This is a genomic window from Ensifer sp. 22460 (assembly GCF_052044935.1).
In the GTDB taxonomy this organism is placed as follows: domain Bacteria; phylum Pseudomonadota; class Alphaproteobacteria; order Rhizobiales; family Rhizobiaceae; genus Ensifer.
The window spans coordinates 105,173-124,700 of sequence record NZ_JBQENZ010000003.1; the positions used below are offsets into that span (position 1 = coordinate 105,173).

The following is a 19,528-nucleotide window of genomic DNA, read 5'->3' on the forward strand; positions in this document are numbered from 1 at the left end:
CAGACTATCTGACCAGGCGAATTGCACCCGGATTGTTGATGGTGTTGTTTGCAAGCGCCGCCTTGCAATCCAGCTTGAAGCTGCTGTTGCCGATCATGGTGATCTCCTGCGCGACGATGCGCACGCATTCGCCGCCAGTGGAGCCATTGCCGGCGTACTGGATCTCACGCGAGGCCGGCATGTAGATGATGCCCGCAAGCGACGAGGCGCTGTTGCCGTTGATCGTCGCCGTCGCCGTATTGTTCCTGGCGGCAACGATCGAGAAGCCTGCCCAGTCACCCGTCAGGAATGGCGTGACGTTGAAGGTCGCGCCGCCGTGAATATCGAGCTGGGCACCGTTCAGCAGGAAGAAGGTGACGCCCTCACCCGTGAGCACCGACTGGCTGGCGAGTTTCAAGGTGCCTCCATCGATGATGTAGGAGCCCGGCCGCAAAAGAACCTTGCCCTTGATCTCCAAGCCGCCATAGGTGCCGGGCTTCAGTTCGACGGTATAGCCGGCAGGCGCGTTGTTCGGTGTCTTGCTCGTGCCGTTGCAGTCGCCATTGCCGCCACCGCCGGCCACGAAGTTCTGTCCACATCCGGATAGGTTCACCCAGCTTCCCGTCGTCGGCATTTTCTTGGACCAGAAGGGGTCCGGGATTGGCGGAACATCTTCCACTGCCTTGCCGCAGGCGAGTTCGAGATGGGCAAGCGTCGCCGAGACCTTGCCCGTTGCATAAAGACATTCGGCCTTCAGCGTGGCCGAACCGCTGAGATAGATCGACTGCGCATCGCTCGAATCCGACGTGATTGTACAGCCCGACGTATCGACAGTGGCACTGCCGCTCACTTCGAACGCCCGGGATGCGGTCGGGTGCAGTGCCAGAATGCACGCTTCCCTACCCGGCATGCGCGCGGCGACACTTTCGCGAGTGATCGTATAGGGTTGAAGGCCCCAGAACAGCGGAGCGTATTTGAGCGCATAGGTGGTCGTCGCCGTGCTTTCGACGCCAAGAGCGCCGAAAACAACCTTGATCGCCTGGGTCGCCACCGGCGTCGAACTCCCCGATCCGATTTCGTCGACGATCTCCGGCAGACCGAAATTGGCGAAGAAGGTGGTGTTCGCCAGATCTTTCGCTTTGGCTTCATCCTCCCCTTCGCCATAGGACTTGACCGCGGAAAAGGCGGCCGCATCGAGCGCGGCCTGCATCTTGGCGGATTCGAGATTGATGCGGGCGAGATTGATGGCGATGGAAGCACCCGTGAACAACGGTAGCATCACCAGAGCAGTCATGACGGCAAAGTTGCCGTTTTCGTCCTTAAGGAAGCGGACGAGCTTGTTCTTCAGATCGCTTGGCATCTGTTTGTTGCCCCCTCGGCAGATCACGACGACTTCGGAGCCAGGTGGCCCCAAAGCAAAGGACGTCATCGATTCAATGAGTTGGAGCTAGATGCGGCCAGCTGGCCGCGCCCCTCCCTGCGCTCCAAAACAGATTGCTAATTTAGTTATCAATCGTGGAGAAATGACTTCAGAAATTGTTAAACTTTGTCGAAATCGGTACTGCGCGGAGGTAATCCCCAGCGGAAAACGGAAGCATTGCCACTATCCGGCGGCGAGCGCATCTGCGGAAACGTGGCAAGTCTGACTAGGTATGTCGCCAGACCTTCACGGCAGAGATCACCAAAATCACGGCGAGCGCAGGCAGCAGGACCGCATTGGGCACGACGCCTAAGAGCAATCCGCCAATGAATGTACCCAGAACTGAGCCCGACGCCATGACCAGCAGAAAGCGCTTGTTCTTTCCAAGAACGGCGAAGCTTTGATCGCGACTGTAGCGGGTAAACCCGACAAGCATCGTCGGCAGGCTCACGACGAGTGAGAGACTTCCGGCAAGTTTAATGTCCGCACCAAATAGGAGCACCAGCGTAGGAATAAGCAACTCGCCACCCGCCACACCAAGGAGCGACGCGACAATTCCAATGGCGAAGCCGGCCACCACACCTGCGATGAGCTGTGCGGATCCAGCCAAGGCTGGCTGCCCCGTCGTCGTCGCGTCATGCCCCATGACCAGAACGACCGCGATCGCAACGAGCAAAGCGGCGATGACCTTGTAGAGGGTTTCGGATTTGAGACGTGTGGCCCATCCCGCCCCGTACCATGCGCCCATTAGGCTGCCAGCGAGCAGGTTGGCCACAATGCCCCAATTTTCCGTGATCGCGCCAAACGGGACAGTTGCCGTTCGAAACGGAAGCGCCGTCGCAACGACGACCAGGCTCATCGCCTTGTTGAGGATGACGGCTTCCAGAGCGGCATAGTTGAACATCCCAATGAGCAGCGGCAATCGGAACTCGGCGCCCCCAAGGCCGATCAAGCCACCGAGTGCGCCGATAGTTGCGCCTCCAAAAAATGCAGCCGGCGTATTGCGGGCAGCCGGGGACGTATGTGCAGAATTTTCCATGAACGATAGATATGTCGAAACGCAACGCTATGGATAGCAATCTGATGCCAGCAAGTGTGTCAAATTGCCGATGGTCTATCTCGTCAGCGAAGGAACCCTTCAGTGGATAACAATCTCCGTCGCGTCGTGTTCTTCGTCGCCTTGTTGAACCTGGGCTACTTTGCGGTTGAATTCGTCGTTGCGTTGGCCATCGGCTCGGTGTCCCTCCTGGCCGACAGCGTTGACTTTCTCGAAGATGCGTCCGTGAACCTTCTGATTTTCTTTGCGCTGGCATGGACGGCGCGGAGCCGCGCTCGGGTCGGCATGGCAATGGCATTCATTCTGCTTGTCCCTGCGCTGGCTTTTTTATGGACGGCGTGGGCGAAGTTCATGGATCCAATCCCGCCTGAGCCCTTTGCCCTGTCCCTGGCTGGCTTTGGCGCTCTCCTGACCAACCTGTTCTGCGCGTACCTTCTTGTCGCTTACCGTCATACGAGCGGCAGCCTCACACGGGCTGCGTTCCTGTCTGCCCGCAACGATGCTTTCGCCAATGTCGCGATCATCGGCGCGGGTCTGGCGACAGCTTACCTGTGGCAATCAGCTTGGCCGGATTTGATCGTTGGCCTGGGGATTGCACTGATGAACCTGGATGCCGCGCGGGAAGTCTGGGAAGCTGCGCGCGAGGAACACGACGTCGCGGTCTAAAGCCTGTCGCGCAAAAGTGCGCAGCGGTTTTGCGACAACGACATGCGAAATATCAAGAACTTAAAGCGCAAGGAGCGAATTTGAAAGATCGCGACGCGCTTTAGTTCATCTGGAGCCTCTTGTGGCTCTCGATAGGCCTGCAAGGCCCGCCGGACCTGCACGGGCGCAACGCACGGAAAACCACCTCAGGAGGCGGGCCTATCGTTTCAGATTCGAGCGCTGGTTATTGCACCGTGACGTCGGGCAGCACGTCGAAGTCCAGCTTCTGGCCGGGTGCCCGCCCGGTGCTGCCGCCCTGGACATCGTCGGAGCCGCTCTGCGGCGGGATCGGCTGCTGTTCCTGGCCGGCACCGCGCACGCGCGATGGCCCCTGTTGTGCCCGGCGCGCAGCTTCGGCCTGCCGTTCGGCTTCGGCCCTGCGCTCCGCTTCGGCCTTGCGCTCGGCCTCGGCGCGCGCTTCCACTTCAGCCTTGACGCGGGCCGCTTCCGCAGCCCCGGCAGCACGCCGGCGCTCGTCGGCAATGGCACGTCGCCGTTCGAGTTCGCGTCCTTCCACCTTCGCCTTGTAAAGCGCCACTTCGCGGCGCAGCCGCTGCTTCTCCAGCACGTTCGCCTGCAGGATCTCGACCCGGCGGCGCTCGCGTTCGAAGGCGCGCAGCGACAGGAAATTGGCCAGATCGGCCACGTCGAGGCTGACGCCCGGCGCCTCCAGCAGGCCGGCATAGCCGATCCGCACGCGTGGTTCGGTACCGGCAAGCGCTTCCTCGCCGGGCCGGAAGGTCAGGTCGATGCCGCCATCGATCCGGCCGGCCGCAAGGTCAAGCGCCGCTGCGCCCATGAAGGCGGCACTGCCATCGCCAGCCGTAACGTTCTGCACCCTCAGCACGCCGCCGGCGACGCTGAAGGGAGCCTTGACGACGCCGACCACCGATTGGCCGGAGAACACGGCCGCTTCCGCCGCGCTGCGGATGCTGTCCGCGGAAATCTGCCTCTTTTGGCCATCCGCGGCAGCAATCAACTGCGGCAAAGCCGCACTGTTGATGCCGTTCAGCGTCATGCCGTTGAAGGTCGCGGTGCCGGAACCGCTTGCCGCATGGGCCATCGCCTCCGGTGTTGCGCCGGATGCTTCCAGCGCGACGGAAAGATCGAATGTCCCGGTCGCCACCGGTGCGCCGGCATGGGTCCAGCCCGCCTGGGTCAGGTCACCGCCCTTGACGTCCAGGCGCGAGCGCAGGAACCCGGAGCCGTTGGCGTTCCCGACCTGCACCCGCCCGGCAAGCTTGCCACCCAGCCAGTCGCCGGTGGCATCGGTCAGGGAAAGCTCGTCGCCCTTCCACTCCATCTTGCCGGCAAAGCTCGTGATCGCGCCGTAGACGCCCGGCCAGAATTTTCCTGCCTGCACGTCGAGCGCGACGTTGAGGCCGGTCCAGGCCGGCTGCGCCAGGGCGCTCTTCGAGAACGCGCCGTTCGCATCCTCGACCGCGCCCAGGATGCCCTCGCCCAGCCAGGCAAGATCGAGCGTATCGACGGTGAGCTGGCCGGCGGCGGCGCCCGGCGATTTGCGGTCCACGGTCAAGGTGCCGGTAAAGGCGTTGTTGTCTGCCTTGCCCTCGACCGCCGTCAGCGCGATCGCCTCCGGGCTTGCGGCGACATCGGCCGAGATCGTCAGTGGCAGGCCGCTCCCCATCTGCGGCAGCGCGACCCCCTGCAGCAGCAGATAGGGCTCGACGTCCTGGGTCTGGAGCGTGACTTTTGCCTGGCCTTCGAGGAAGTGGTCGCGGGAAAGATCGACATTGCCCTTGGCTGCCAGCGACGACTTCTCGGTGGTGAAGGTCACCGTGCCGTTGGCCTTCGACCCTTCGGTGCTTTGCAGCTTGACCGAGAGGATGCCGTTGGCGTCCGCATCGAAGGGCAAGGGATCAAAACCGGTCTGCCCGAGAAGCAGGCGGGTTTCAGGGTTTTCAAGCGTCGCTTCGAGCAGCATCGCCTTGCCGGTCAGCGCCTGCACCATATCCGGCGCCTGGTAGCTGGCCGCAATCTTGGTGCCGTTCGCCGTGCCGAAGATGCCGAAGGTCGCCGGCGCATTGCCTTCCTTGTTGCCGGCCGTCAGCGTCACGTCGAAAGCCGCGTCGCTATAATAGGGCCCGGCCTTGATCAGCTGTCGCAGCGCCGGATGGTTGACCGCGTGCCGGCCGATCATTTCCAGGAATGGCGTCAGGTTCTTGGCGGCAAGTTTCATCTTGGCCGAGACGACGGGCTTTTCCAGATCGCCGCTAGCCCGACCGGAGAAAGCCAGCTGAGCGCCGGCGAGCGAGCCGATCGCCAAGCGTTCGGCCTGGAGCTGGCCGTTCTTCAGCGTCAACACCGCCTGCACGTCCTTGGCTTCTTCACCGAAGGCGGAGAACTCGTCGGCCGAGAGGTCGGCGGCGATCGCATGCTGAAGCAGCGTCTGCGTAGAAGCATCGCCCGCCACCAGTCCAGTCAGCGCCTGAAGCGCCTCGAAATCGATGCGGTTGCCCTTGAGCTGTAGCGAGAGGTTCGGCTGCTGCTCGGCGAAGGACTGCCGTTCGAGCCGACCCTTGAGGCTTGCCTCACCTGCGGCCAATTCGAGGTTTTCGAACTGCTGCAGCGTATCGGTCAGGTTCACCTTGGCCGAAAAGCCGGCGGTCTTCAGCTTGCGGATCGCCGGGTCGACCGAGCCCGCCAGCCAGTTCGCAAGACCGGAGGGCTGGTTGGAGGCGAGCAGCAGGTCGCCGCGGAAGCTGCGCTGTCCCTTAAGGTTCAGCCGCCCCTTCGCTTCGAGTTGCGTGCGCCCCGGCAAGAGCGCCACGACATTGTCGATCACCCAGCCGGCGCCATCGGGCTGGACGTCGATGCGCACGTCGCGCACCGTCGTGTCGCCGACGACGATCGCCGGCAGCTTCAGGCTGGCCCGGCCCGGCACCTGCGGAATGGGAATCTCGGCAGCAATAGCGAGCATCGCCTCCAGTCGCTGGCGCATGGAGATCGCCGGGTCGCGGCCGGTCTTGGCATTGCGGCTGGGACCGATGCGGCTGACGTCGATCTGCTGGCCGTCGGCGATCAGCAGGAACTTCTGGTCCTTCCCGGTATCGAGCGTCGCCTCGCCGGTCACCACATAGGGGTCGTCCGACGAGCCTACCTCGAAGCGATAATCCGGAACGCGGATGCTTTCGTTGGTAAGCTGGAAATCACCGTTGATGCGCAACGGCGCCCGCGCGTCATCCTTCTCCTCGCCCTGCCGGTTTTCCGTCAGGGTGAAGCGGCCGCTGTAAACCGGCTTGAAATCGACGATCTTCAGCGCGCCGTCGGTCTCGACGCCGAAGGGGCGCTTGTCGGGCGTCACCCTTGCCTTGAGGCTGAGCGCCCCCGCTGCGTCCACCTCGTTGCTGGTAAAGGAGAAGCTGCCGGCTTCGCCGTCGAGCGCCGCACGCCCCTCTACTTTCCAGGGACCGGTAAGCGAGCGGGCGGAAACATCGGCGGCAAGCCCGCTCACGCGACGGGTTCGGCCGGTTTGCTCGTCGACAAATTCGATCTGGCCATTGGTGATCTCGACGTTTTCGAGCACGACGGTCTTGGCCGGGATCGAGGTGCGGCGACCGCGTGCCCAGTCGAGCGTACCATCCGGCAACAACCTTACCTTGGCCTTCGGCCGGTCGAGCCGCATGTCGAAGATCAGCGCCTCGCCGCTCAAGAACGGCGCCAGTTCCGCGCTCATGGAAAACTGCGCCACCCGGATCAGTGGATCACCGTCTTCGCTGGCGCCGACGCGCACGTCGTTGAGCGTCACGGTCGGGAACGGGATCAGCCGCGCATCGACGCTGCCATGCACGACGACCGGCTTGCCCATGATGCGGCTCGCCTCGCGCTCGAACTCCTTGCGAAAATCCGTCCAGTCAATGAACCACGGAGCGATCAGCGCCGCGAAGAGCGCAACGACCACAAGTCCACCGACGGCAAGCAGAATTCGCGAAAGCACCGTGCCTACATTCCCATTCAATTCATCGGCGCGTTGCGCGCCGCGCATCACTTGACCGCCAGAGGCTCGCGCCCTGACGCTCTGATTTGCCGCATAATTCGGTCAAGGTCGATTCCGACTTCGGAACTATGCAGTACCACACTTTGGCGCCGGCGCATTGCCCGAAAAATTGGGCCAAAACCAGACGCCCCCGCGCGGGGTTCCGCCTCAGGCGAAGATCTTGCCTGGGTTGAAGATGTTGTCCGGATCGAGCGAACGCTTGACCTGCCGCATCAGGTCCAGCGCATCACCAAGCTCAACTTCCAGAAACGGCATCTTTCCCTGGCCGATGCCGTGTTCGCCGGTACAGGTGCCATCCATTGCGAGCGCCCGGGCGTTCAGCCGCTCGACAAAAGCCTCGGCGCGCGCCACGTCGGCTGCGTCCTTGTCGTCGAACAGCAGGCCGACATGGAAATTCCCGTCACCGGCATGCCCGACGATCGGCGCCGTCAGCCCGTGGGCGGCGCTGTCCTCCTGGGTCGCCACGACGCAATCCGCCAGCCGCGAGATCGGCACGCAGACGTCGGTCGACAGGATCGCCGCACCCGGCATCAGGCTCTTCTGCGCCCAATAGGCATTGTGCCGCGCCTTCCAGAGCCGCGCTCGCTCTTCCGGATTGGTCGTCCACTGGAAGCCTGACGAACCGAACTCCGAAGCGATTTCGCCAAACTGGCGCGATTGCAGCTCGACACTCTCGGCGCTGCCGTGAAACTCGACGAAGAGCGTCGGCGTTTCGGCATAGGAAAGGCCGGAATAGCCATTGCAGGCCTTCATCTGCAGCGCATCGAGAAGCTCGATGCGCGCCACCGGAATGCCCGACTGGATGGTGAGGATCACCGCGTTGCAGGCGTCTTCGATCGTCGGGAACGGGCAGACGCCGCCGGAAATGACCTCCGGGATGCCCTGCAGCCTCAGCGTGATCGAAGTGATGATGCCGAGCGTGCCTTCCGCGCCGACGAAGAGCCGCGTCAGATCGTAGCCGGCCGAAGACTTGCGGGCCCGGTGAGCGGTGCGGATCTCGCGCCCGTCGGCCGTCACGACAGTCAGCGCCAGCACATTGTCCTTCATCGTGCCGTAGCGCACCGCATTGGTGCCCGAAGCCCGCGTCGAGGCCATGCCGCCGATCGAGGCATTGGCACCGGGGTCGATCGGGAAGAAGAGACCGGTGTCGCGCAGATAGGTGTTGAGCTCTTCGCGGGTAATGCCAGGCTCCACCCGGCAGTCGAGATCCTCTGCATTAACCTCCAGCACCTTGTTCATGCGCTGAAGATCGACCGAGATGCCGCCATTCGGCGCATTGATATGGCCCTCGAGCGAAGAGCCGGTGCCGAAGGGGATCAGCGGCACCTTGTGCCGGGCCGCAATCCGAACGATCTCACGAACGTCTTCGGCGCTTTCGGCAAACACCACCGCATCGGGAAGCTGTGCCGGAATGTAGGTGGTGGTGTGGGCGTGCTGGGCGCGGATCGCCTCGCCCGTCTGGAACCGGTCGCCGAAGCGGATGCCCAGTTCTTCCTTCGCCGCCGTGATGCCGGCCTCGTTTCTCACGCCAGCTCTGATCGCCTTCAATGCCACGGAAAACGTCCTTCCTCTTGCATCTGCGGCATCCCCTTTGCAGATGCCCGGGAAGCGCAGTCATTTCAAGGCGCTACTGTGCAAATCGGAATCACTTTGTCCAGACGCTCGCGCACTTCTTGGGGAACGTAGCGCAGGAAAACGCCTGACGTGAGACCGGACTGTCACAAGAGGCTGCGTCGCGCCATCTCGATGCGTCATCTGACGGCGGGCGAACCACTGAAGATCCTTTCGGCAATGCCACGTATGAGGGCAAAAGCCGCAGAAAACACCTACTCAATTGCGGGCATTGGATTATCATGTTGGCGTGAAGGGAGAGAGGCAATGCTGGGTCTCACCGCTTTGCTCACCGCGTCGATCTTTTTCGGCGCCGCCATCTACATCAATCTGGCCGAACAGCCGGCAAGGCTCCATCTCGACGATCGCGCCGCACTGGCGCAGTGGGTTCCTTCCTACCGCCGCGCTTTCGAAATGCAGGCGACGCTCGCCCTCATCTCGGGCCTGCTCGGCGCTGCCGCCTGGGGAAGGACTGGCCATGTGCTCTGGGGCATGGGTGCCGCCATCATCATCCTGAACTGGCCCTATACGCTGCTCTTCGTCATGCCGGTCAATCGCAAGCTGGAGGCAACGCGGCCGGAGGAGACCGGCGAGGAAAGCCGCAGCCTGCTCAAGCGCTGGGGCAGGCTCCATGCCGGGCGAACCGCACTCGGCGGGCTGGCGGCAACGATCTTTCTCATTGCCGCCTGGCTCGAAATGTAGCGTAGGAATGTCCGCCAGTTACCGGCTCAATGCGCCTCCAGCGCCGCCGCCGCATCCATCTCTTCGTGCAGCTTGCGCTCCTCGTCCGCATGCGGCTTGGTGAAGCGCGCGATCACCAGATAGGCGACCGGCGTCAGGTAGAGCGTGACGATCACCGCCAGCCCGAGACCGCCGACGAGCACCCAGCCGAGCGCAATGCGTGCTTCGGCACCCGCGCCGCTTGCCAGCACCAGCGGCACCGCGCCGACGATGGTGGCGATCATCGTCATCATCACCGGGCGCAGGCGGATATTGGCGGCATTCTCGATCGCCGAGCGCACGTCCTGGCCGCGGTCACGCAGCTGGTTAGCGAACTCGACGATGAGGATGCCGTTCTTCGCCATGATGCCGACGAGCATGACGAGACCAATCTGGCTGTAGATGTTGAGCGTATTGCCGGTCATGATCATCGCGAAGACCGCGCAGGCGAGCCCCAGCGGCACCGTCGACATGATGATGAGGCCGCTGACGAAGCTTTCGAACTGGGCGGCCAGCACCAGGAAGATGATGACGAGCGCAAAGCCGAAGGTGACGAAGAGGCCATTGGCGTTTTCGTTGAGCGTCGCGGCCTCGGCGAGCGGCATGATGCGCGAGCCCGGCGGCAGCAGCGGTTCGGCCATCTGCTCGACCATGGTCAGCGCTTCGCCGAGGGCAAGGTCCGACTTGAGGCCCGCGGAGAGCGAGACGGCGCGAAGCTGCGATTCCCGCGAGAGCTGCGGCGCCACCGCCATCTCCTCGACGCTGGCGATGGTCGACATCGGCACGATCTTGCCGTCGCCGGCCTTCAGGAAGATGTTTTGCAGATCGGTCGGGTCGTTGACCGGATTGGTGGAGGAGAGCAGCTTCACCGGGTAGGATTCGCCGTCGACATAGACATCGACGACGCTGTTGCCGTCGAGCATGGCCTGCAGCGCCCAGGCAAGGCCGCCGATATCGACGCCCATGTCGGAGGCGCGCTCGCGGTCGATGGTGATCGACAGCTGTGCCTGGTTGGCCTCGTAATTGAGCCGCACGTTTTCGAAGCGGCCGGTGTCTTCCATCTGGCGCACCAGTTTCGCCGCCGCATCGCCGAGCTTGTTGTAGTCGTTGCCGACGAGCGCCACCTGCAGGCCGCTGCCGGCGCCGCGAATGCCGAGACTGTTCGGCTGCATGGCGAAGACGCGGACCGATGGAATGCGCGCCGTCACCCTGTTGATCTCGGCGACGATCTCCTGCTGGCTGCGGTCGCGCTTCTCCCAGGAGGCGAGCGTCAGCACCATGAAACCGCTGTTGACCGAACCGCCCTGCCCCGAAATCGAGAAGATGTTGTCGATCTCGCCGGATTTGACGAGCGGCTGCAGGCCGTCCTCGATGCGGCGCATCTGCGCCTGGGCATAGTCGAGTGAGACGCCCTGCGGCGCGTTGATGCGCATCATCACCTGCGAGCGGTCTTCTGTCGGCGTCAGCTCCGATTTCAGCGTCAGGAAGCCGGCGGCCCCCATCACCGTGAAGAAGGCGGCAACGACAAAGACGATCAGCGGCGAGTTGAGGCAGGCGCGAAGCGTCACCCGATAGAAACCGGCCGCCCGCGCGCCGAACCGCGCCATCGGGCCCGGCACCGTATGCGTCTCTTTCGTCAGCATGCGCGAGGCAAGCATCGGGCAGAGTGTCAGCGACACGAAGGAGGAAAGCAGGATCGAGAAGGCGAGCACGAAGCCGAACTCGCGGAACAGACCGCCGGTCTGCCCCGGCAGGAACGACAGCGGCACGAAGACGGCAGCAAGCGTCGCCGTCGTCGCCAGCACCGCGAAGAACACTTCGAGCGTGCCATGCACGGCGGCCGCCCGTGGACCGAGCCCCTCGGCGCGCCGCCGCACGATGTTTTCGAGCACCACGATGGCATCGTCGACGACAAGCCCGGTCGCAAGAACGATCGCCAGCAGCGTCAGGATGTTGATGGAGAAGCCCGCGAGATAGATCGCCGCCACCGTGCCGATCAGCGCGATCGGCATGCTGATCGTCGGGATCAGCGTCGCCCGCCAGTCGAGCAGGAACAGGTAGATGACCAGCGTCACGATGAAGACCGCGACGATCAGGGCGATCTCCACCTCGTGAATGGCGCCGTTGATGAAGACCGCATCGTCGCTGGTGATCCTGAGTTGCGTGCCCTCCGGCAGGATCTGCGTCTGGATCGTATCGACGACCTTGCGCACGCCCTCGGAAATATCGACCGTATTGGACTGCGCCTGGCGGACGATGCCGAGGCCGATGCCCTGGCGGCCGTTGGAGCGCAGCGCCGTCGTGCCGGTATCGGGACCGAGCGTCACGGTGGCCACGTCACGCAGGCGCACATTGTTGACGAGGATCAGGTTTTCAAACTGCTCCGGCGTCTGCAGGTCGGCCGTGGCGCGCACCGAGATGTCCTGGCTGGCGCTGGTCAGCTTGCCGGCCGGCACGTCATAGGAGGCGTTGGCGAGCGCGGTCCTGAGGTTTGCGACCGTCACCCCGCGCCCGGCGAGCTTCGCCTGGTCGAGGTCGATGCGGAAGATCTTCTCCTGGTCGCCATAGACGGCAACGTCGGCGACGCCTTCGACGGCAGCCAGCCGGTCGCTGATCTCGTTTTCGACGAGCAGCGTCATGTCTTCCATCGACATCGTGTCGGAGGTGAGCGCCAGCCGCATGATCGGCTGGCTGTCGGCGTCGGCTTTGACGATGCTCGGCTCGTCGACATTGTCGGGCAACTGGTTGCGCACCCGGCCGAGCGCATCGCGAATGTCGTTCGAGGCCTGGCCGATATCGGTGGTGTCGGAGAATTGCAGCGTCACGCGGCTGCGGCCGAAGGATGAGGTCGACGAGATGTCGCGGATGCCCTGCACGCGCGAAACGGCGCCCTCAACCACCGAGGTCACCTCGCGGTCCATCGTCTCGGGGGCGGCGCCATCGAGCGTGGTGGTCACCGAGATGACGGGCTGGTCGACCTGCGGCAGTTCGCGGATCTCGATGCCGTTCCAGGCGGCAAGGCCGGCAACGACGATCAGCGTGTTGACCACCAGCGCGAAAATCGGCCGGCGGATGAAGAGTGCGGTAAAGCCGGTCTTGCCGCGCTCGCGGGCGGACGTTTTACTGTGCCCTTCGCCGCCGCTCACTTGGTTTCCTCCGCGACCTTCTGGGCAGGCTCCTGCTTGCGCTCGCGACCGGCGATGCGCACTTCGCCGCCGTCGCGCAGGCGCTGCACGCCTTCGGTCACGATCTCGTCGCCTTCGTTAAGGGCCGCGTCGACAAGCACCTTGTCCGGATTGCGCTGGATGATCTTCACCGGCACCTTTTCGCTCTTATCGCCGGCAACGCGCCAGATGTAGGAGCCTTCCGAGCTCCACTGGATCGCCAGCGGATCGACGGTCGGATAGGTGTCGCCGTCAAACGCGACGGTAACGGAAAAGGACATGCCCGCCCTCAGCATGTCGTCAGGGTTTTCGAGCCGTGCGCGCACACGCAGCGTGCGGCTTGCCTGATCGAGGCGGTTGTCGATCGCGTGGATTGCGCCATCGAGCTGGCTGCCCGGCTGGGCGATCGCAAAGGCGGTGACCGGCTGGCCGACGGTGATCTTGTTGGCGAAGCGCTCCGGTACCCAGAAATCGACGAGAATTTCCGAGCGGTCGTCGACAACGGCGATCGGCGTCGTGGTCGTGACATAGTCGCCGACATTGACGGTGATGATGCCGACCACACCCTTGGACGGTGCGACGATATCGCGGCGCTTGAGGTCGAGTTCGGCAGTCTTCAGCGCCAGCTCCGCTGTCTGCATGGCGATTTCGGCGTCGCGCACTTCGACGGCGGTCATAGCGCGTGCGTTGCTGAGATTGCGGTAGCGCTCGACCTTTTCGCGGGCGCTGTCGCGGTTCAGCCGCGCCTGGTCGGCGGCGATCTTCTGGTCGTCGCTGTCGAGCTTGGCGATCACCTGGCCCTGGGCCACCTTTTCGCCGGAGCGGACGAGAATTTCGGTGAGGTTGCCGGTTGCCGTCGGCGTCACGGTGACCGAGTGGATCGCTTCGCCGTTGCCGATCGCGTTCAGCCGGTCGTTGACGACAGCGGTCGCCGAAGGCCGGACCATGACGAGGATGGCATTGTTGCCACCCTGGCCGCGGCCATTGCCGCGCTCGCCACCCTCACCGCCACCGGCGCCGGGCTTGGACAGGGCATCGATCAGCGGGTGCGAAACGCCGATGGCGGCGAGCGTCTCACCTGCGCCGGGTACGAACCGCAGCCAGACGGTTGCGCCCACGAGAAGCACAGCGGCGCTCACCGCAAGCTGTTTCCAAACCCGCATTCAAGTCTCCAGATTAAGCATAAAACACGCCCCAGCGCGGCGCGGCCGGCGGTTCGTTCCGATTGGGCGGAGTATCCCCGTTCGCGCGCGTCGGGGCAATGACGGAATGCCATCATTACGCAATTGTAATAAAAGCGAATTTGGTGGCGGCATGATGACGTGCAGAGCAATTCCAGCGCAGCTTTCAGCGTGAACCGCACTTTGCTGCATAGGCCGGCATTTACAGCGGCGTCGGTCGCGCTATCCTGCAACCGCCGGCCGCTTTTTCGAGCGGTTTCGCCGTCTGGTTTTCAAGTTTCTTGAAGGAGAGCAAGAACGATGTGCGATGCCTGTGTGATGGAAACGGTGAAGGCGCGCATGCTGTCGCGCCGCAGCTTCTTCAAAGCCGCTGCAGTTGGAACCGCCAGCCTCGCCGCCGCGAGCGTCGGTGCAGCACCCCCGGCATTGGCTCAGGGACATAGTAGCGTCACGGACTTGACCCACGAACTGCACGAGGATTTCCCGACCTTCTTCGGCCAGCAGCAGTTCTTCCGCGAGCAAAAGTTCAGCTACGCCAAAGAAAAGTTCAATCTGTTCGAACTGCGCATAAACGAACACACCGGCACCCATGTCGATGCGCCCCTGCACTTCTCCGCCGATGGCCTGTCGGTCGCCGAGCTGCCGGTGGAAAAGCTCGTCGTGCCGCTCTGCATCGTCGATATCCGCGAGAAGGCAACGGCCGACGCCGATGCGCAGGTGACGCCCGACGACCTCAAGGCCTGGGTCGCCGCCAATGGCGAGATCCCGGAAAACGCCTGCGTCGCCATGCTTTCGGGCTGGGGCGCGCATATGGGCACGGAGAAATTCCGCAATGCCGATGGCGGCGGCAAGTTGCACTTCCCCGGCTTTCACGCCGAGGCGGCGAAGTATCTCATCGAGGAGAGCAAGGCCGCCGGCATTGCCGTCGACACACTTTCGCTCGACCATGGCCCCTCACCGGATTTCGCCACGCATTATGCCTGGCTGCCCGCGGGCCGCTGGGGGCTGGAGGCCGCCGCCAATCTCGACAAGCTGCCGGCCAAAGGCGCGACGCTCATTCTCGGCGCGCCGAAGCATCGCGGCGGCACCGGCGGCCCGGCGCGCGTCTTCGCCCTTGCTTGATCCATACTCTTCAATCCGGCGGCGCAGGGCCGCCGGCAACACCATGCAGGAGAGCCCATGAGCACCGTTACGCCGCCGAAGAACCCGGAAGCCGACCCGCGCGTCAAAGCCGTGTTCGACGATATCCGCGCCACGCGCAAATCCGATTTCATCAACAATATGTGGCTGTGGCTCGCCTTCGACCCGGGCCTGCTGGAGCAGACCTGGGGCGACGTCAAGGCGGTGATGGCAACGCCTTCTGCGCTCGATCCGCTGGTGAAAGAGATGCTCTATATCGCCGTGTCCGTCACCAATGGCTGCGGCTACTGCGCCCATTCCCATACGGCCGCGGCAAGGGCGAAGGGCCTGAGCGATGCCGAGCATGCGGACCTCTTGCGGGTGATCTCGCTCGCCGCCCGCACCAACCAGCTTGCCACAGCGCTGCAGGTCCCGGTCGATACCGTCTTTGATAAGACGGCGGGATAAAGCATACCGCGCAAAAGTGCGCAGCGGTTTTGCGATACGACATGCGACAAATCAAAACGTGCGACCAAGAATAAGCGGTCTCGAAATCGCCTGTCTTTCCACAGGCTTGGTGCGGCTGGCGCAGAAAACGGAATAAAAGAAGAACATCCTTTCTGGCCTTTCCCCACCGAATCACTACATTGAGCCGCATGATGAGTGGTTTCGACGACATTCCTTTCTTCGACGAGGAGCCGGCGCCGCGCAAGCAGCCGCCAGCCCCCGGAGGTATCCCCGCCGCCGGCGGTATTGCCGCGCGCGCCATGGCTGCGCGCGATCGCGCCCAGCCGCGCCCGGATTATCTCTCCGGCCTCAACCCGGAACAGGCCGAGGCGGTCGAAACGCTTGACGGTCCCGTGCTTGTGCTTGCCGGCGCCGGCACCGGCAAGACCCGCGTGCTGACGACCCGCATCGCCCACATCCTTTCGACCAACCGCGCCTTCCCTTCGCAAATCCTTGCGGTGACCTTCACCAACAAGGCGGCGCGCGAGATGAAGGAGCGCATCGGCGTGCTCGTCGGCCATGCGGTCGAAGGCATGCCCTGGCTCGGCACCTTCCACTCGATCGGCGTCAAGCTGCTCCGTCGCCATGCCGAGCTCGTCGGCCTGCGCTCCGATTTCACCATTCTCGACACCGATGACGTGGTGCGGCTGATCAAGCAGCTCATCCAGGCCGAAGGCATCGACGACAAGCGCTGGCCGGCCAAGCAGTTCGCCGGCATGATCGACGGCTGGAAGAACAAGGGCCTCGATCCCGCGCAGATCCCTGAGGGTGACGCCCGCGCCTTTGCCAACGGCAAGGGCCGCGAACTCTACGCCGCCTACCAGAACCGGCTGCTGACACTGAACGCCTGCGACTTCGGCGATCTGCTCCTGCACCCGATCCGCATTTTCCGTAACCATGCGGACGTGCTGAAGGATTATCACGACAAGTTCCGCTACATCCTCGTCGACGAGTACCAGGATACCAACACGGCGCAGTACATGTGGCTGCGGCTCTTGGCCCAGCGGCCGAAGGGCGTTCCGCAGAATGTCTGCTGCGTCGGCGACGACGACCAGTCGATCTATGGTTGGCGCGGCGCGGAAGTGGACAACATCCTGCGCTTCGAGAAGGATTTCCCGGGCGCCAAGGTCATCAAGCTCGAGCGCAACTATCGCTCGACCGAGCACATCCTCGGTGCCGCCGGCCACCTGATCGCCCACAATGAGGGCCGTCTCGGCAAGACGCTCTTTACCGACCGCACCGATCCGGATGATGAGAAGGTGCAGGTGCACGCCGCCTGGGATTCCGAAGAGGAGGCCCGCGCCGTCGGCGAGGAAATCGAACAGCTGCAGCGCAAGAGCCACAAGCTCAACGACATGGCGATCCTGGTGCGCGCATCGTTCCAGATGCGCGAGTTCGAAGACCGCTTCGTCACGCTTGGCCTCAACTACCGCGTCATCGGCGGCCCGCGCTTCTACGAGCGCCTCGAAATCCGCGATGCGATGGCCTATTTCCGCCTCGTCTGCCAGCCGGCCGACGACCTCGCCTTCGAGCGCATCGTCAACACGCCGAAGCGTGGCCTCGGTGACACCACCGTGCGCACCCTGCACGACTATGCCCGCGCTCGCGATATCCCGATGCTGGCTGCCGCCAGTGACATCATCGAGACCGACGAGTTGAAGCCGAGGGCGCGGAAAGCCCTCTTCGACGTCGTCACCGATTTCCGCCGCTGGCAGAGCCTGCTGGAAACCACCGTGCACACCGAGCTTGCCGAGCAGATCCTCGACGAGAGCGGCTATACCGCCATGTGGCAGAACGACAAGTCGGCCGAGGCCCCCGGACGGCTGGAAAACCTCAAGGAACTCATCCGCTCGATGGAAGCCTTCGAGAGCCTGCGCGGCTTCCTCGAACACGTCGCCCTCGTCATGGATGCCGAGCAGAACGAAAACCTCGACGCCGTGTCGATCATGACGCTGCACTCGGCCAAGGGGCTGGAGTTCGACACCGTTTTCCTGCCCGGCTGGGAGGAAGGTCTCTTCCCGCACCAGCGCGCGCTCGACGAAGGCGGCCGCTCCGGCCTGGAAGAAGAACGGCGCCTTGCCTATGTCGGCATCACCCGCGCCAAGCACCGCTGCCACATCTGGTTCGTCTCCAACCGTCGCATCCACGGCCTTTGGCAATCGACGCTGCCCTCGCGCTTCCTCGAAGAGCTGCCGCTCGCCCATGTCGACGTGGCCGAGAGCGAGCAATCCTATGGCGGCTATGGCCGCGGCGGTTACGGCCAGTCACGCTTCGACAAGGCCGATCCCTTCCAGAACACCTATTCGACACCGGGCTGGAAGCGCGCCCAGCAGCACCGTTCCGACGCCACCCGCGACAACTGGGGCACCCGCTCCGGCCACGCGGTCGAACGCATCGGCTACGGCGAAAGCGGCCCGCGCGGCCGCACGATCGACGGCGAGCTGGTGGCAAAATCGACAGCCACGGAACCCTCGCGCTTCTCGGTCGGCGACCGCGTCTTCCACATCAAGTTCGGCAACGGCAACATCGCCGCGATCGAAGGCAACAAGCTCACCATCGACTTCGACCGCGCCGGCCAGAAGCGCGTGCTGGATGGGTTTGTCGAGAAGGTGTGAGGAGGTCAGAGCCCTCCTCACGTGCATTCCCAAGTAACCGCGCAACCGGCGATCTCATGGCGTCGACCGGCGAAGTGCACTAATAATTGCAAGCACAATTCTCGCGTTTGAACGAAACCTTGTACCGATCTCCCTCGACGCGAAGTGGATGGAGACATGTCCTGGACGAGCGCTGTTCGCGGCCTGCTGGAGGTAGGCGCTTCAAATGCTGCCGAGGATGACCGCGAAGGCATTCTCGTTGCGAATGTCGCGGCGTGCGTGATCGTCGTCACCACCACGGGCTTTGCTCTCATCTACGCACTCCACGGCGAACCAAGTCTGGTCCCGCTCGTCTATGCCAATCTCGCTCTGGCGGCGGCCGCCGCGCTGACGCCCCTCTTTCATCGGTTCGGGCGCGTGGCGTCAGGACTTTGGGAGTTCGGGATCTGCGTCGTGATCCTCGTGTGGATCGCCTCCTATGTCGGCAGAGACTCCGGCGTGCTTTTGACGCTGCTCGGCGCAACGCCGGTCGCCTTCGCGATCCTTGGGTTCCAGAACGTCGCCCTGGTGGCGGTCTTGAGCGCCACAGCCACAATCACGGTCATCGCGGCATCCATCGCGTTCCCGGAGGCGCGATCAGGCGTCTATGACGCCAGCGGCTTCCTGCAGCTCATCTATTCCTCATCGATCGTCACCCTCACCCTCATGTGCTTCGCCACGATCTACTATGCCTTCCACTTGGCGAGAGAAGCACAAGGGCGGCTGGCCCGCCTCATGGCGTCGATCATGCCGGACGAGATCGTGGCGCGCCTGCTGAGGAATGAGCGGGAAACGATCATCAACGAATTCGAACACGCGACCGTAGTCCTGACCGACATCGTCCAGTTCGTGAGCCTGTCAAACAGCCTGGGACCGGAAAGGACCGTGAGCCTGCTCAACGAACTCTTCAGCGAATTCGATCGGCTGGCGGCGGCGGTCGGTGTTGAGAAGATCAAGACCATTGGCGATGCCTATCTTGCGGTGGCCGGCGTGCCCGCCCGACACCCCGCCCCCGAGAAGGCGGCCGCCGCGTTCGGCTTCGGCGCCATCGCCGCTGCCCGCGAGATCGGCGAACGCTACGATGTCGTGCTGAGGCTTCGCACCGGCATGGCGTCGGGATCGGTGACGGCCGGCGTGCTTGGGCGAACGAAATACGCCTACGACGTCTGGGGGGCGCCGGTGAACCTCGCCGCGCGCCTGGAAGCGATCGGCAAGCCCGGCTGCATCACGACGACCGCGGAGATCAGGCGGCGCCTGAACGAGCACTTCCAATTCGAATGCTCGGGCCATGAAGACATCAAGGGCTTCGGCTTGACCGAAATCTGGACCATGCAGTTGCCGAGCGCCGGTACAAACGAAGTCGGCAACCTCGCAAAGGCGGATATGTGAGGTGCCGCACACCGCTTTGCCGCGC

Annotated in this window: 12 protein-coding genes; 6 read left to right on the plus strand and 6 right to left on the minus strand. The window is 63.6% G+C overall.

Annotated elements, in window-relative coordinates; translation table 11 throughout:
• Window positions 1–4: 4 nt before the first annotated feature.
• Window positions 5–1,339, minus strand: a complete 1,335-nt coding sequence (locus ACTJKM_RS04835) for a pilus assembly protein TadG-related protein (protein ID WP_113514382.1) — start codon at window positions 1,337–1,339, stop codon at window positions 5–7.
• Window positions 1,340–1,625: 286 nt separating this feature from the next.
• Window positions 1,626–2,438, minus strand: a complete 813-nt coding sequence (locus ACTJKM_RS04840; RefSeq protein WP_113514384.1) for a sulfite exporter TauE/SafE family protein — start codon at window positions 2,436–2,438, stop codon at window positions 1,626–1,628.
• Window positions 2,439–2,540: 102 nt separating this feature from the next.
• Here ACTJKM_RS04840 and ACTJKM_RS04845 point away from each other — a divergent pair, with 102 nt between their 5' ends.
• Entirely contained in the window at window positions 2,541–3,122 is a 582-nt protein-coding gene (locus tag ACTJKM_RS04845) for a cation transporter (RefSeq protein WP_113514386.1), read from the plus strand.
• A 223-nt stretch (window positions 3,123–3,345) separates the two neighbouring features.
• Here the strand turns inward: ACTJKM_RS04845 and ACTJKM_RS04850 are convergent, their stop codons facing one another.
• Window positions 3,346–7,083, minus strand: coding sequence for an AsmA family protein (locus ACTJKM_RS04850; RefSeq protein WP_440660029.1), 3,738 nt, complete (start codon window positions 7,081–7,083; stop codon window positions 3,346–3,348).
• 243 nt (window positions 7,084–7,326) lie between these two features.
• Window positions 7,327–8,733 carry an FAD-linked oxidase C-terminal domain-containing protein gene (locus tag ACTJKM_RS04855; protein WP_113514390.1) on the minus strand — a complete coding sequence of 469 codons (1,407 nt, stop codon included), beginning with the start codon at window positions 8,731–8,733 and terminating at the stop codon, window positions 7,327–7,329.
• Window positions 8,734–9,057: 324 nt separating this feature from the next.
• Here ACTJKM_RS04855 and ACTJKM_RS04860 point away from each other — a divergent pair, with 324 nt between their 5' ends.
• Window positions 9,058–9,492 (plus strand): DUF1772 domain-containing protein, encoded by a 435-nt coding sequence (locus tag ACTJKM_RS04860; RefSeq protein ID WP_057253547.1) that lies wholly within the window; start codon window positions 9,058–9,060, stop codon window positions 9,490–9,492.
• Between the two features lie 26 nt (window positions 9,493–9,518).
• On the opposite strand, the gene ACTJKM_RS04865 is transcribed toward ACTJKM_RS04860, so the two are convergent.
• On the minus strand, window positions 9,519–12,656 hold the full coding sequence (locus ACTJKM_RS04865) for an efflux RND transporter permease subunit (protein WP_113514391.1): 3,138 nt from the start codon (window positions 12,654–12,656) through the stop codon (window positions 9,519–9,521).
• The gene (locus tag ACTJKM_RS04870) at window positions 12,653–13,837 is read right to left on the minus strand and encodes an efflux RND transporter periplasmic adaptor subunit (RefSeq protein WP_112994809.1); all 1,185 of its coding nucleotides are present in this window, start codon (window positions 13,835–13,837) and stop codon (window positions 12,653–12,655) included. The genes ACTJKM_RS04865 and ACTJKM_RS04870 overlap by 4 nt, the downstream gene beginning before the upstream one ends.
• Window positions 13,838–14,155: 318 nt before the next feature.
• Here ACTJKM_RS04870 and ACTJKM_RS04875 point away from each other — a divergent pair, with 318 nt between their 5' ends.
• From ACTJKM_RS04875 to ACTJKM_RS04890, 4 genes are all read left to right on the plus strand, one after another.
• Complete coding sequence (locus tag ACTJKM_RS04875; RefSeq protein ID WP_093233689.1) at window positions 14,156–14,977, plus strand: cyclase family protein; 822 nt, start codon at window positions 14,156–14,158, stop codon at window positions 14,975–14,977.
• A gap of 57 nt (window positions 14,978–15,034) precedes the next feature.
• The gene (locus ACTJKM_RS04880; protein ID WP_093233690.1) at window positions 15,035–15,442 is read left to right on the plus strand and encodes a carboxymuconolactone decarboxylase family protein; all 408 of its coding nucleotides are present in this window, start codon (window positions 15,035–15,037) and stop codon (window positions 15,440–15,442) included.
• Window positions 15,443–15,630: 188 nt separating this feature from the next.
• Window positions 15,631–18,096, plus strand: coding sequence for a UvrD-helicase domain-containing protein (locus ACTJKM_RS04885; RefSeq protein WP_112946570.1), 2,466 nt, complete (start codon window positions 15,631–15,633; stop codon window positions 18,094–18,096).
• 156 nt (window positions 18,097–18,252) lie between these two features.
• Complete coding sequence (locus ACTJKM_RS04890; protein WP_113514392.1) at window positions 18,253–19,503, plus strand: adenylate/guanylate cyclase domain-containing protein; 1,251 nt, start codon at window positions 18,253–18,255, stop codon at window positions 19,501–19,503.
• Window positions 19,504–19,528: the final 25 nt, after the last annotated feature.